Below are 14,007 nucleotides of genomic sequence, written 5' to 3'. Positions count from 1 at the left end.
CGTGGGTGTCTCCCGGCGCGCGCATGGCGATCCTCAGTAGGTGGCGCGGCCGCCGGAGAGATCGAACACCGCGCCCGTGGTGAAGGAGCAGTCCGCCGAGGCGGCGAACGCGATGGTCGCCGCCACCTCATCGACCTGCACGAAGCGTCCGCGCGGGATCTTGGAGAGCATGTAGTCGATGTGCTGCTGGCTCATCTGGTCGAAGATGGCGGTGCGCGCGGCGGCGGGCGTCACGCAGTTCACCGCGATGTCGAATTCGGCCAGCTCCTTGCCCAGCGACTTGGTGAGCGCGATCACCCCCGCCTTCGAGGCAGAATAGGCCGAGGCGTTGGGATTGCCTTCCTTGCCGGCGATGGAGGCCACGTTGACGATGCGCCCGTATCTCTGCGCGATCATGTGCGGGGCCACGGTGCGGCAGCAGAAGAAGGGGCCGTCGAGATTGATGGCCATCACCTTCTTCCATTCCGCTTCGGGATAGTCCCACGTCTTGTGGTTCGCTCCGGCGACGCCGGCATTGTTGACGAGGATGTCGATGCGGCCGAATTCGGCATGCACCTCGGCCACCGCGCGCTCCACGTCGGCGAGGCTGCTCACGTCCACGGTCACGGGCATGACGCGGGCGCGGCCGAGATCATCGGCGGTCTTCACCACAAGGGCGCTGTCGCGATCGAAGATGGCGACGCGGGCGCCAGAGGCGAGAAAGCGCTCCACCACGGCGCGGCCGATGCCCTGCGCGCCGCCGGTGACGATGGCGAAGCGGTCCTTCAGATCGATGGCGTTGGACATGTTTCCCCCGGTGCGGCGCCGGCTCCGGCCGGCTGTCCTAAGTTTCTGCCGTTGGCGCGGCGGTTGTGCCGGTATGGCTTAATCGATTGAAAACCAATCCCCCCACGCATAGCGCGGGATGGATCGGGAGGAAAGGGCGCGGGGGCGCATGAGCGCGCAGCCCTCCATGCGTCCCGTGCAAGGCGGACCAGGCGAACAGGGCGCGCGGCGCGGGCGGAGAGGGGCGCCGCTCAGGCGTCCTCGTCCTCGTCTCCAGGCTCGGCCTCGTCATCGAGGCCGCCGTCGGCGCCGAGGCGCAGGGCGAGGTTCTTCTCCACCTTGCGCAGGAGTTTGCGCAGGCGCTTCTTCTCCTTGCTGTCGAGGCCGACCACCATCTCGGCCTCCAGCTGGTCCCACACGTGATCGATGGAGGCGCCGCGGTCGCGTCCCGCCTCGGTGAGGAAAACGCGCACGAGCCGGCCGTCGCCATCGGTGGCGCGGCGCTCCACGAGGCCCTGCGTCGTCAGCCGGGCGATGGTCTTGGAGGCGGTGGGCGGGCGCACGCGCAGCGCCGAGGCGAGATCGCCCATGGTGCGGCCGTCCGCCTCGCACAGGAGCTTCAGCACGGATTCCTGACCGGGAAACAGCCCGAGGCCGGCGAGGAGGCGGGCCGACAGCGCCTTCTGCAGGCGCGCGGTGTGGGTGAGCCTGTAGCCGATGGTCTTCTGAACCGGATCCTTCATGGGTCTCCCCGCCCTTCCTGAGCGCGAGCGGGGCGGCCCGTTCGCGCGCCCCTTTATCCACATGCCGGCTTACAATTTTGCGAAGGTTGGAGCCCGACAGATGTCAAAGACGCAGGCGCTCGTGAATTTTTCGCGCGCGCCATCTTCCGAGGGCCGTCATCGCCCGCCTTGTGCGGGCGATCCACCCAACCACTCGTCCGGTTGCACGGTTTTCCCGGCACCCCTCCCGCGGCGCCGTGGATCGCCCGCACAAGGCGGGCGATGACAGCGACGGGCAAAAGGCGGTTCCCACGCCCCCTCGCCCCGCTCAGCGCCCCATGGTAGCGTCCCCGCCGTGACCGGACCCGATCGCCTTTCCCTTTCCCGACGCGCGCTCATCCTGCGCGGTGCCGCGCTGGCGGCCGCGCCGATCGCGGGCCTGAGCCTTGCCACCACCCGCGCGCTCGGCCAGCAGACCGAGGCGGACGTCATCATCATCGGCGCGGGCGCGGCCGGCATCGCCGCCGCCCGCCGTGTCGCCGAGGCCGGACGCAGCTATGTGCTGCTCGAGGCCGGCAAGCAGGTGGGCGGGCGCACGATCACGGACACCACCCAGTTCGGCGTGCCGTTCGATCTCGGGTCCGCCCGTCTCAACATGCCGGCGGCCCGCCCCATGGCCGCCTTCGGCCGGGCCGAGGGGCTCGACATCTATCGCGCGCCGGACGGCGGCCGGCTCTATGTCGGCGGGCGCGAGGCGGGCGATGCCGATTATGAGGATTTCATCGCCACGGTGCGCCGGGGCGAGCGGGCCATCGTCGCCGCCGGTGACGCCAACCGGGACATGGCTGCCGCCCGCGCGCTGCCGGACCTCGGGCCGTGGGGGGACAGCGCGCGCTTCGTGCTCGGCCCGTTCACCTGCGCCAAGGAGCTCGATCAGGTCTCCACCGTGGATGTCTCCCGCGCCGACGAACGCGAGAGCGAGGACATCTGCCGGCAGGGCGTCGGCACGCTGGTGGCGCAGCTCGCGCGGCCGCTCACGGTGCGCCTCGAAGTGGTGGCGCGGTCCATCGATCTCAGCCCCCGCCTGGTCTCGGTGCAGACCAACAAGGGCACCGTCACCGGCCGCACGGTGATCGTCGCCGTGCCGCCCAGCGTCATCGCTGCCGGCAAGCTGCGCATCGGCCCCACCTTTCCCCCGCGCTACCGCACGGCAGTGGAGAAGATCACCCTTGGGGCGTTCGACCACATCGGCTTCCGCCTGCCGCGCAATCCCGGCAACCTGGGCGCCGACGAGCTGATCTATTTCCGTGCCGACAGCCCGCGCGCCTATGCGCTGCGCGCCCGCATCGGCGGCAGCGATCTCTACAGCCTGGAGGTGGGCGGCGCCGTGGCGGCCGGCCTCGCCGATAGCCCGCCCGAGGCCGCCGCGTCCTTCGTGAAGGCGGCGCTGACCCGCGAGTTCGGCGCGGATGCCGGCGCGCGCGTCGGCAAGGTGTTCGCCACCCGCTGGAGCAAGGAGCCGTGGGCGCTGGGGGCCTTCTCCTGCGCGCTGCCAGGGTTCGGCAACATGCGCCGCGCCTTCACCGACACGGTCGGCGGACGCCTCGTCTTCGCCGGCGAGCATACCCACGAGACCCTCTGGGGCACGGTCGGCGGCGCCTGGCTCTCCGGCGAGCGCGCGGCGAAGCAGGCGCTGGGGCTGATCGGGGTGCGGACGGGGTGAGGGGGCGGGCCGTATGGCCGTCGCCGCGCGCTCTTAATCTTCCGCCCCGTCATCGCCCGCCTCGTGCGGGCGATCCACTTCTCGGCTGGAGGGGTGCCCGATTTTCGGTGCAGCCGGACGAGCGGACGCGTGGATCCCCCGGCCGAGCCGGGAGATGACGGCGCTCAATTGGAGAGGTCGGAGCCTCAAAAAGCCCGCGCGGCGCCTGAGCGAAGACAACGCCCCAAAAGCCCGCGCGGCGCCTGAGCGGAAGCAACGCTCAATGCGCGCGGGCGAACATCTCGTTGAAGGAATAGCCGGCGCCGCGCACGGTGCGGATGGGGTCGGACTGGCGGCCGCGGTTGATGGCCTTGCGCAGGCGGCCGACGTGAACGTCCACCGTGCGCTCGTCGATATAGACGTCCTGGCCCCATACGCCGTCGAGCAATTGCTCGCGGGAGAAGACGCGGCCGGGGCTCTGCATCAGGAATTCCAGCAGGCGGAACTCGGTGGGGCCGAGATGGATCTCGCGGCCGGCGCGGTGCACCCGGTGCGTCTCGCGGTCGAGTTCGATGTCGCCGGCGCGCAGGAGCGTCGCCACATGCTCGGGCTTGGCCCGGCGCAGCAGGGCGCGCACGCGGGCGAGCAGCTCGGGCACGGAGAAGGGCTTCACCACATAATCGTCGGCGCCGGTGGCGAGGCCGCGCACCCGCTCGGTCTCCTCGCCGCGGGCGGTGAGCATGATGACGGGCAGGCGCTCGGTTTCCGGCCGGGTGCGCAGCCGCCGGCACAATTCGATGCCGGAGAGGCCGGGCAGCATCCAGTCGAGGATGATGAGATCCGGCACGCTCTCCCGCAGCCGGGTCTCGGCCTCGTCGCCGCGTCCCACGCTTTCGACGCCGTAGCCCTCCGACTCCAGATTGTACCGGAGCAGGAGGGTCAACGGCTCTTCGTCCTCGACGATCAGAATACGCGCCGGCACTTTGGTCTATCCGTCACTATCGGGGCTCCGCGCCCCGTCTTCAGGTCTGTTGGATCAGCTCTGAACGGTTGTGGTGCGGCCCGGGAAGGGCAGGGTGGTGTCGCTGGAGGCGTCCGCCTTCGGGCGGGTCTCCGGCAGGTTCTGACCCGTGACCATGTAGTGGACGATCTCCGCGATATTGGTCGCGTGGTCGCCGATGCGCTCGATGTTCTTGGCGCAGAACAGCAGGTGCGTGCACACCGAGATGTTGCGCGGATCCTCCATCATGTAGGTGAGGAGCTCGCGGAACAGCGAGGTGTACATGGTGTCGATGGCGCCATCGCGGCCCCACACTTCCACCGCCTTGGCGTCGTTGCGGGCGGCGTAGGCGTCGAGCACTTCCTTCAGCTGCTCCAGCACGAGGTCGGAGATGTGCTCCACCCCGCGCACGAGCTTGGCCGGATGATACTCGCCCTCGATGGCGATGACGCGCTTGCCGACGTTCTTGGCGAGGTCGCCGATGCGCTCCAGGTCGTTGGCGATGCGGATCGCGGCGACGATCTCGCGCAGGTCGATGGCCACCGGCTGGCGCTTGGCGATGACCAGGATGGCCCGGTCCTCGATCTCGCGCTGAACCTGGTCGACGGTGGCGTCGAGCAGCACCACCTTCTGGGCGAGGGCGCTGTCGCGGCGGATGAGGGATGTGACGCTGTCGGCGACCAGGCGCTCGGCCTGTCCGCCCATCTCGACGACCTTGCGGCCGATTTCCTTCAGCTCCTGGTCGAAGGAGGCAACGATATGATCCGGCATCTCAGTGATCCTTCAATCGGTCAGCCGAAGCGGCCGGTGATGTAGTCGCGCGTCTTGATCTCCTTCGGATTGGTGAAGATCACGTCGGAGGGGGCCACCTCGATCAGCTCGCCCAGATAGAAGAAGGCGGTCATGTCGGCGCAGCGCGCGGCCTGCTGCATGTTGTGGGTGACGATGACGATGGTGAATTCCTGCTTCAGCTCGTCGATCAGATCCTCGATCTTCGAGGTGGAGATGGGGTCCAGCGCCGAGGTGGGCTCGTCGAGCAGGATCACCTCGGGCTTCACCGCGATGGTGCGGGCGATGCACAGGCGCTGCTGCTGGCCGCCGGACATGCCGAGCGCCGAGGTGTGCAGGCGGTCCTTGGTCTCGTCCCAGATGGCGGCCTTGCGCAGGCACCATTCCACGCGCTCGTCCATCTGCGACTTGGAGAGCTTCTCGTGCAGCTTCACGCCGAAGGCGATGTTGTCATAGATCGACATGGGGAAGGGCGTCGGCTTCTGGAACACCATGCCGATGCGCGTGCGCACGATGGTGGGGTCCAGCTCCTTGCCGACGATGTTCACGCCGTCGAACAGCACCGCGCCCTCGGCGCGCTGGCCGGGGTAGAGGTCGAACATGCGGTTGAACACGCGCAGCAGCGTGGACTTGCCGCAGCCCGAGGGGCCGATCATGGCGGTCACGCGCTTCTCGGGAACCTCGAAGTTGATGTTCCGGAGCGCATGATTGCTGCCGTAGTAGAACTGCAGGTTCTCCACCTTGATCTTGGCGGGGGCCGACGGCGCGTCGGGCTTGGCGCCGACGGCGGAGGCGAGATTGAAGGTGGGGTCGACGGCTGAAGTCATCTTGTCCTCGCTTGGGCTTGTGGCCGTGCTTCGGAGGAAATGGAAAGGGCGGAGAGGCGGCGGGCCTTGGCCCGCGCCTTAAAATCAGTGGCTGCGGGCCAGGAACAGGCGGGACGCCACGTTGAGCACCAGCACGCCCACGGTGATGAGCAGCGCGCCGGCCCAGGCGAGCGCCACCCAGTCGTCGAACGGGCTGCCGGCGAACTGGTAGATGGCGATGGGCAGGCTCGCCATCGGCTTCGACAGGTCCGTGGACATGGCGTTGTTGCCGAGCGAGGTGAACAGCAGCGGCGCGGTCTCGCCGGCGGCGCGGGCGATGGCCAGCAGGACGCCGGTCACGATGCCGGCGCGGGCCGCGCGCCAGGTGATCAGCATCACCACCTTCCACTGCGGCGCGCCGAGCGCGAAGGCGGCTTCACGCAGGCCCACCGGCACGAGGTTCAGCATGTCCTCGGTGGTGCGGACGACCACCGGGATCACCAGGATGGCGAGGGCGATGGCACCGGCCCAGCCGGAGAAGCCGCCCAGCGGCGAGACAAGGAACGTGTAGACGAACAGGCCGACCAGGATGGACGGCGCCGAGAGCAGGATGTCGTTCACGAAGCGAGCGACGTGGCCAACCTTCGTGGTCTTGCCGTTCTCGGCCAGGAACGTACCGGCCAGCAGGCCGATGGGGGTGCCGATCGCCATCGCGATGCCGATCTGGATCAGCGAGCCGACGATGGCGTTCAGCAGGCCGCCGTTTTGCCCCGGCGGCATGGTGATGCGGGTGAAGACGTTGGTGCCCAAGGCCGGCAGGCCCTTCTGCACCAGCGTGAACAGGATCCAGGCAAGAAGGAACAAGGCGAACACCGCGAAGCCGGTGCTGACGGCCTTGACCGTGAGATCCTTTGTGCGGCGGATGGCGAGGGAGGACATGCTGGTGCGCTCCTCAGGACTTCAGGTTGGATCGGACGAGGAAGCGCGAGAGCGCCAGCACGATGAAGGAGATGACGAACAGGATGAAGCCGAGCGCCAGGAGGGAGTCGAGCTTCAGGGAGCCCTGCGCTGCCTCGGGGAACTCATTGGCGATGGTCGAGGCGATGGTGGCGCCGGGCGCGAACAGCGAGGCCGAGAGACGCGTCGCGTTGCCGATCACGAAAGTCACGGCCATGGTCTCGCCGAGCGCGCGCCCGAGTCCGAGCATGATGGCGCCGACCATGGCCGTGCGGCCGTAGGGGATCGAGACGTTCTTGTAGACCTCGTAAGTGGTCGCGCCGATGCCGTAGGCCGATTCCTTCAGCATGGGCGGCACCGATTCCAGCGTCTCCACGAACATGGCCGTGATGAAGGGCAGGATCATCACCGCCATGATGAGGCCGGCGGTGAGCATGCCGCCACCGAGGGCGGGGCCCTGGAACAGCGCGCCCAGGACGGGGATCGGCCCGAACAGCTCGATCAGCGGCGGCTGCACATAGGCCGCCATGAGCGGCGATATGATGAAGAAGCCCCACATGCCGTAGATGATGGAGGGCACCGCAGCGAGCAGCTGGATCGCCACGCCGATGGGCCGGCGCAGGCGCTGGGGCGCAATCTCGCTGAGGAAGAAGGCGATGCCGAAGGACAGCGGCAGCGCGATGATGACGGCGATGACGGCGCTGAACAGCGTGCCGTAGATCATCACCAGGGCGCCGAAATTCTCGGTCACCGGGTTCCAGGTGGAGTTCCAAAGGAAGTCGAGGCCGAAGGCATGGAACGCCGGAAGCCCGCCCTCGAAGAGCATCGCGATGATAAGCCCGAGGAGGACGAGCACGAAGATGCCGCATCCCCACAGGAGGCCCACGAAGATGGCGTCTGCGGTGCGTCCCACCGCCTTTGCCGATCCGATCGGCGCGACCAGGGCTCCCTTGGGGCCCGCGCCGGTACCACTCATCGTCGCGTCCATCTGGTCCTTCCCCCGCACGCGCTTCAAAAAAACTCTAGGCCGGACCCCGGCCGGGCAAGAGGAGCGCCGCCGAAGGCGGCGCTCCCGTCAGTTTCCATAGAATGGGCGATACGCCCCGTTCAGTTCGACCAGACGGCCTTGCCGTCGACCTTCACCTCGGTCTTCCAGGCTTCGCGCACGCGGGCCGCCACGTCCTTCGGCAGCGGGATGTAGTGCAGCTTCTCGGCGATGGGGGCGCCATTCTCGAAGGCCCAGTCAAAGAACTTGATGACCTCGGCCGCCTGCTCAGCCGACTTCGGCTCCTTGGGGAGGAGGATGAAGGTGGCGGACGTGATCGGCCAGGTGGCATCACCGGGGGTGTTGATCATGGACGCGGCGAAGTCCTTGGCGCCGGCCCAGTCCGCATTGGCGGCAGCCGCCTGGAAGGCGGGAACGGTCGGCGACACGAACTTGCCGGCCTTGTTCTGGAGCTGGGTGGTGACGAGGTTGTTGGCCGAGGCGTAGATGTACTCGACGTAGCCGATAGCACCCTTGGTGTTCTTCACCGTGCCGGACACGCCCTCATTGCCCTTCCCGCCGGCGCCCGTCGGCCAGGAGACGGAGGTGGCGGCGCCGACCTTCGACTTCCACTCGGGGCTCACGTCCGCGAGATAGGAGGCGAACACGAAGGTGGTGCCCGATCCGTCAGAGCGGTAGGTGGGGACGATGCCGAGGTTCGGCAGGTTGAGGCCGGGATTGAGGTCGGCAATGGCCTTGTCGTTCCACTTGGTGATCTTGCCGAGATAGATGTCGGCGAGCACCGGGCCGGTCAGCTTCAGCTGGTTGGCGGCGATGCCGTCGAGGTTCACGATGGCGACCACCGAGCCGATCACGGCCGGGAACTGGAGGAGCTTCTGCTGCGCGAGCTTCTCGGTCTGGACCGGGGCGTCGGACGCGCCGAAGTCCACGGTGCGGTTGAAGATCTGGGTCTGGCCGGCGCCCGAGCCGATGGACTGGTAGTTGAGGCCCGTGCCGGTCTTTTCCTTATAGGCAACGGCCCAGGACTGGTAGACGGGGGCGGGGAAGGTCGCGCCTGCGCCGGTGATGTCGCCAGCGGAGGCGCCGCCGGCAAACAGCGAGCCAGCTACGGCGATCACGCCGAGAGCGGTGGTGAGCTTCACGATAATTCTCCTTGCCAATTCGGTTGCCGCTGCGGCAGGCGCCGGGGCAACACTGGGCTCAGGACTCTTAGCCCCGGCGCGCCAAGGTTCTATGACGTGCCCATGACACGAAAATGACAGACTACGCTGTTGACTTGTCGAGTCTTTTTTCCGGGTTCGGCAAAGCTTCCAGGCGGACGGAAAAGATTGCGCCCGCGCCCAGCTCGCTTTCCACGCCCAACCGGCCCCGGTGGCGGGCCACGATATGCTTGACGATGGCGAGCCCCAGCCCTGTACCGCCCTGGTCGCGGCTCGCCGCAACGTCCACCCGATAGAAGCGTTCGGTGAGGCGGGGCAGGTGCTCCGGCGGGATGCCGGGGCCGAAGTCGCGCACGCTCACCACGGCCGTGCCGTTCTCCCGGGCGAGGCGCACCTGCACCTTCTTTCCGGGGGCGCCGTACTTGAGTGCGTTTTCCACGAGGTTCTCGAACAGGCGGATCAGCTCGTCGCGGTCGCCGAGAACCTCCAGATCGGGGGCCTCGCGCACCTGCTCCAGCTCCACCCCCCGGTCGCCGGCCAGCGGAGAGAGGGTGTCGCAGACGTGGGCGAGGATGGCGCCGAGGTCCACCTTGGTCTGCGGCTGGACGTGGGCGTTGAGTTCGATGCGGGACAGCGAGAGCAGGTCGTCGATGAGCCGCGACATGCGCCGCGCCTGCGCCGCCATGATGGCGAGGAAACGCTCGCGCGCGGGGGCATCGTTGCGGGCCGGGCCTTGCAGCGTCTCGATGAAACCGGAGAGGGAGGCGAGCGGCGTGCGCAGCTCGTGGCTGGCGTTGGCCACGAAATCGGCCCGCATCTGCTCCACCCGGCGCTGCTGGGTGAGGTCGCGGAAGGTGAGCAGCACCGCGTCCGGCGCGCGCTCCGGCGAGACGTGCAGCCGGAGCGGCACCACATGCGCCTCCAGCCAGCGGTCGAGGGGAATGCGCTCGGCGAATTCCACCCGCCGGGGCACCCCGTCCGCCGCCGACGCGCGCACCGCGTCCAGCACCTCGGGCACCCGCACCACGAAGGACAGGGGATCGCCCACCCGCGTCGGGCCGAGGGCGAGGGCCACGCGCTGGTTGGCGGTGATGATGTTGCCGGCGGCGGAGAGCAGCAGCGCCGGTTCGGGCAGCGCCGCCACCACCGCGCAGGCCTGCGTGTCCCGCGGCGGAGGGGGCGGGGTTGGCAGGGGTGTCACCACCGGCACCGGGGCCGGCGGCGCCGGCCGCAGCGACACGGCGAGCGCCACCAGCAGCGCCGCCGTCAGCAGCGCCACCACCGGATCGACCGCGCCGGCCACCGCCCCGCCGATGACCGCCGCCGCGATGGCAGCGAGCCACACAATTCTCCAACGCCCGATGCGGCCCGGTGGAAGGAAGGGGTCCGCCTGCACGGCCGGGGCGGGCGGCGGGGAAGGCAGCGCGGTGGAGGGCTGAGGGGTGGAGGGTTGGGTCGTGCGCGGCGTCTCCGCCGGCGCAATGGAGGGAGCCGGCGGTGGAGCGGGCTCGGGCGGGGGCGCGAGCGTCGATGACGTGAGGGCGGGAGCGGCCGGGCCGGGCGCGGCTGGAGCCGGGGCAGGCGAGGGGGCAGCGGGCGGGACAGCGGGCTCGACCGAAGGCTGGCCGGACGTTCCCGCCGGCTGGGCACGTCGCTCCGACGCCCGGCGCTCCCGCACGGGCCTCTCCTGATCGCGCGTCGTCTCGCTCATCCCTTGCTCGCGAGACTCCATCTCGCGGCCGGCCCGCGCGGGCCCTTCCGGCATCATCCTGGCGCGCCCTCCCTTTCGCGGCATTCTACACGGCCTCGCTGCTTCTTTCCGGCGCATTTCGCGAACGCCTGCCGAGCCGCCCGCCTGTGGCGAATCGCCCCGGGATGTCGGCCCTTCGTTTGAAGGGTGATGCTCGCGCCCCTCCAAGAAGGCATTACGACAGCCGGCCCTCCCGATATTTGATCGAGCGCGGTTTTCGCCAGCCGTGCGCCGTCGCATCGGCGATCAAGGTACCTTCGGCAGAGTGCTTCGGGCCGCCCGCGCGGCCTGCCGGTGCGACATGCCTTGCCCAACAGGCATGCCCATCTGCTATGAGGGGACGGGGGCGGAGGAATTGCCGATGGCTCAGGATGACCGGCGCCGGGCTGGCGGGTGCGGCCGCCGTGCAGTCGCGGGTATTGCGCGGCCGGCTTTCGCCATTCTGGCCGGTACCATGGTCGCCCTGCTGTCGCCGGTCTCGCCCGTGCGTGCCGATCCGGTGCCGCTGCCCAGCGCTGATTTTGCCCTGAAGGCCAATTTGAAACGCGGCGGCACCCTCGATCTCGCTCACAGCCAGGGCCGCATGCGGGTGGAGATCCAGAAGCCCAACATCCCCGGCAGCATGGTGGGCATCATCGATCTCAAGGCGCGCAGCATGGTGGTGCGCACGCCCAACCTGCCCAACATGGCGGTGGAGATCGAGCTGCCGCCCGAATACGTGCTCGGCGCCCTGTCCGGCACCGGCCTCAGGGTGGGCGAGGATACGGTGGCGGGCGAGGCCTGCGACGTGTGGAAGGTCGATCCGCAGATGAAGTCCGCCCTTGGCGCCACCACCGCCTGCATCACGCCGGACGGCATCGCCTTGCGCACGACAGTGGAGATCAAGGGCGCGAAGCACACGGTGTTCGAGGCGACCTCGCTCACCCGCGCGCCGCAGGATCAGGCGCAGTTCCAGCTGCCGGCCGGCATTCAGGTGATGAAGGTGCCCAAGGGCAAGATCGGCGCCGCCCTCGGCATTCCGGGCCTCGGCGGACCGGCCGAGGCTCCGGCGGCTCCGCCGCCCGCCACGACCAAGCCCTGAGCGGCTCGGCCGAAGGGTCCGGGTGAAGGTCCTTACCCGAACGTCATCGCTACCGGCACATGATCGGACGGCTTGTCCCAGCCGCGCGCGTCCTTCAGCACGGTCATGGCGCTGGCCGAGGGCGCGAGGCTTTCGGACGCCCACACATGATCGAGCCGGCGGCCGCGATCGTTCGCGGTGTAATCGGGCGAGCGGTAGCTCCACCAGGTGAACAGCTTCTCCTGCGGCGGCACGAAGCGGCGCATCACGTCCACCCACGGGCCGGAGGCCTGGAACGCGCCGAGCCGCTCCACCTCCACCGGCGTGTGGCTGACCACCGTGAGCAGCTGCTTGTGGTTCCACACGTCGGTTTCGAGCGGGGCGATGTTGAGGTCGCCCACCACGATGGCGTGCCCGTCGCCGGCCGCGTCGGCCTTCAGCGTCGGCCACGCCGTCACCTCGTCGAGGAAGGCGAGCTTGTGGGCGAACTTGGGGTTCAGCTCCGGGTCCGGAATGTCGCCGCCCGCCGGCACGTAGAAATTATGGATGGTGAGGGGTTTGCCGAGCGCGTGCGCGCCGTCCAGAGTCACCGCGATGTGGCGGGCATCGCCCTTGCCGCAGAAGGCGCCCTTCTCAATGCGCGCGAAAGGCCGCTTCGAGAATGTCGCCACCCCATGCCACCCCTTCTGCCCGTTGAGTGCGATGTGGGGAAAGCCCAGATCGCGGATGGCGTTCAGGGGAAACTTGTCGTCCTGGCACTTGGTCTCCTGCAGGCACAGCACATCCGGCCGCAGCCGCTCCAGGGCGGCGCGCACGATGTCGAGGCGGATGCGGACGGAATTGATGTTCCAGGTGCAGACGGTGAGGGACACGGGCAATGGCAGACTGAAAAAGGGCGGGAGGATCGAGCCTTACACCTGCGCGGGCGGGGGAGGCAAGGACGGGGGGGACCGACAGGAGTGGGTCAGCGCGAATCCACCCCCTCACCCCCGTCCCCTCTCCCGCGAGGGGAGGGGGTGGCCCATTTCTCGGAGATCTGGACCGACGAGAGCGGTCCTTCCCTTCTCCCCTCGCGGGAGAAGGTGGCACGCGGCGGCGCCGCGTGACGGATGAGGGGGCCTGCTCAGGCTGAGCGGGCGGCCGAAGCCTCGGCAGCCGGGCCCGCCGGAGCACCGGAGGGGGGGCTTTTGGCGATGGCTGCGACGCGGGCGCAGAAGGTCTTGAGCAGAGGGCCGTCGATCTCGGCGAGAGACTGCACGGTGATGTCCGCCTGCGCGAGTCCGCTCTCCTCCGGGAAGATGAAGCGCAGGCCATTGCTGGTCCGGCTCTCGATGAACTCGAACAGCCGGCCCTTGCGCTCCATTTTGTAGAAGACGACGAACTTGCCTTGGTAATCCTTGTAGTCAACCGCCGCAATTTCGGCGAAGAGCGCATCGTCCCGCACGAGGAAGGCCAGGCGCTTCTGCGTCCACCGGAAGACTTCCAGCTCGCGCTCGGTGGTGACGATGGCGTCGGCCGCGGGAGCCGGCGCCTCGGCAGGCGCGGCGGGCGCAGGTGCAGGCTGGTCCGGCTTCGGTAGATCAAGCCGGTGCAGGATCTGCCGGTTGATGAACTCCCGGAACGCCGCCTGGATCACTGGCCGGTATTCATCCAGCGCCTTCTGGGAGAGATGGCCGATACCGGCCTTCTTGAGCAGCGGCCGGGCGAACTCCTCCGGCGGATCGGCAAAGATGGTGGCAACCTGCGCCAGCACGGAATTGTAGATGTGCTTGCGCTTCGCCTCGGCCCCGATGTTGTCCGGGTCGAAGACCGCCTTCCTGAGGCTGTGCAGTCCTTCGAGCGCGGAATCGTCCACCTTGCCCTTCGCTACGTCCCGCAGGTCGAAGCGCAGGAAGGGGTTGGCGTCCATCATGTTGGGCTCGTCGGAATCGGCATAGAATTCCCAGATGAGGCCGTCCGTGAGAATACCCATCTTCACCGTCTTCGCGGCGTTGAAATAGCTTCTCAGCTGGCCCCGGTCGTCCCGAAGCCCGCTCGCGCCGGCGGACTTCGATTCTATGGCGATCACCGGCTCTCCGGCCTTGAAGATCGCGAAGTCGACACGGTTTCTATACTTCTCCGAGAAATCGCAATGGTGCTCCGGAAACACCTCGTTTGGGTCCATGTGATCGTAACCGAGGAAGGAGATCATCGGTATAACGAGAAACATCTTGGTGGATTCTTCATTCGCGCACCGAACGGCGGCGGTGGCCGACCTTCTGGCGAATTCGACCAGCTTTTCCCGAAATTC

The 14,007-nt window shown here is 68.4% G+C and carries 14 protein-coding genes (1 of these 14 running past the window's edge); 2 read left to right on the top strand and 12 right to left on the bottom strand.

Going from position 1 to position 14,007, the window contains the following annotated elements:
• The 3 genes from J2126_RS11140 to J2126_RS11130 form a co-directional block, all read right to left on the bottom strand.
• Positions 1 to 25 carry the start of a DMT family transporter gene (locus J2126_RS11140; RefSeq protein ID WP_209486820.1) on the bottom strand. 872 nt of this gene lie to the left of the window's left edge, so the window shows 25 of its 897 coding nt (coding positions 1-25); its start codon is at positions 23 to 25; its stop codon lies beyond the left edge, outside the window.
• Between the two features lie 8 nt (positions 26 to 33).
• Entirely contained in the window at positions 34 to 786 is a 753-nt protein-coding gene (locus J2126_RS11135) for an SDR family NAD(P)-dependent oxidoreductase (protein ID WP_209486818.1), read from the bottom strand.
• A gap of 230 nt (positions 787 to 1,016) precedes the next feature.
• Positions 1,017 to 1,508: a MarR family winged helix-turn-helix transcriptional regulator gene (locus J2126_RS11130; protein ID WP_209486816.1), complete on the bottom strand. Its 492-nt coding sequence runs from the start codon at positions 1,506 to 1,508 to the stop codon at positions 1,017 to 1,019.
• 334 nt (positions 1,509 to 1,842) lie between these two features.
• Here J2126_RS11130 and J2126_RS11125 point away from each other — a divergent pair, with 334 nt between their 5' ends.
• Positions 1,843 to 3,210, top strand: a complete 1,368-nt coding sequence (locus tag J2126_RS11125; protein WP_209486813.1) for a flavin monoamine oxidase family protein — start codon at positions 1,843 to 1,845, stop codon at positions 3,208 to 3,210.
• 259 nt (positions 3,211 to 3,469) lie between these two features.
• Here J2126_RS11125 and phoB read toward each other — a convergent pair whose 3' ends face one another.
• The 7 genes from phoB to J2126_RS11090 form a co-directional block, all read right to left on the bottom strand.
• Positions 3,470 to 4,171 carry a phosphate regulon transcriptional regulator PhoB gene (gene phoB, locus J2126_RS11120; RefSeq protein ID WP_024281354.1) on the bottom strand — a complete coding sequence of 234 codons (702 nt, stop codon included), beginning with the start codon at positions 4,169 to 4,171 and terminating at the stop codon, positions 3,470 to 3,472.
• Between the two features lie 54 nt (positions 4,172 to 4,225).
• On the bottom strand, positions 4,226 to 4,960 hold the full coding sequence (gene phoU, locus J2126_RS11115) for a phosphate signaling complex protein PhoU (protein WP_209486806.1): 735 nt from the start codon (positions 4,958 to 4,960) through the stop codon (positions 4,226 to 4,228).
• Positions 4,961 to 4,980: 20 nt separating this feature from the next.
• Entirely contained in the window at positions 4,981 to 5,805 is an 825-nt protein-coding gene (gene pstB / locus J2126_RS11110) for a phosphate ABC transporter ATP-binding protein PstB (protein WP_209486804.1), read from the bottom strand.
• Positions 5,806 to 5,889: 84 nt separating this feature from the next.
• Positions 5,890 to 6,723, bottom strand: a complete 834-nt coding sequence (gene pstA / locus J2126_RS11105; RefSeq protein WP_209486802.1) for a phosphate ABC transporter permease PstA — start codon at positions 6,721 to 6,723, stop codon at positions 5,890 to 5,892.
• 13 nt (positions 6,724 to 6,736) lie between these two features.
• On the bottom strand, positions 6,737 to 7,729 hold the full coding sequence (gene pstC / locus J2126_RS11100; protein ID WP_209486800.1) for a phosphate ABC transporter permease subunit PstC: 993 nt from the start codon (positions 7,727 to 7,729) through the stop codon (positions 6,737 to 6,739).
• 119 nt (positions 7,730 to 7,848) lie between these two features.
• A complete protein-coding gene (pstS, locus tag J2126_RS11095; RefSeq protein ID WP_209486798.1) occupies positions 7,849 to 8,889 on the bottom strand; it encodes a phosphate ABC transporter substrate-binding protein PstS in 1,041 nt (346 codons plus the stop codon).
• Positions 8,890 to 9,010: 121 nt separating this feature from the next.
• On the bottom strand, positions 9,011 to 10,252 hold the full coding sequence (locus tag J2126_RS11090) for an ATP-binding protein (protein ID WP_348634285.1): 1,242 nt from the start codon (positions 10,250 to 10,252) through the stop codon (positions 9,011 to 9,013).
• Positions 10,253 to 11,018: 766 nt separating this feature from the next.
• Between J2126_RS11090 and J2126_RS11085 the strand changes: the two genes are divergently transcribed.
• A complete protein-coding gene (locus J2126_RS11085) occupies positions 11,019 to 11,738 on the top strand; it encodes a hypothetical protein (protein WP_209486796.1) in 720 nt (239 codons plus the stop codon).
• Between the two features lie 32 nt (positions 11,739 to 11,770).
• Here the strand turns inward: J2126_RS11085 and J2126_RS11080 are convergent, their stop codons facing one another.
• Both J2126_RS11080 and J2126_RS11075 read right to left on the bottom strand, forming a co-directional pair.
• The gene (locus J2126_RS11080) at positions 11,771 to 12,589 is read right to left on the bottom strand and encodes an exodeoxyribonuclease III (protein ID WP_209486794.1); all 819 of its coding nucleotides are present in this window, start codon (positions 12,587 to 12,589) and stop codon (positions 11,771 to 11,773) included.
• Positions 12,590 to 12,840: 251 nt separating this feature from the next.
• A complete protein-coding gene (locus J2126_RS11075) occupies positions 12,841 to 13,926 on the bottom strand; it encodes a type I restriction endonuclease (protein WP_209486792.1) in 1,086 nt (361 codons plus the stop codon).
• Between the last annotated feature and the right edge of the window lie 81 nt (positions 13,927 to 14,007).

The organism is Xanthobacter flavus (assembly GCF_017875275.1).
Lineage (GTDB): Bacteria > Pseudomonadota > Alphaproteobacteria > Rhizobiales > Xanthobacteraceae > Xanthobacter > Xanthobacter flavus_A.
This window is presented reverse-complemented; position numbering and strand designations above follow the sequence as displayed.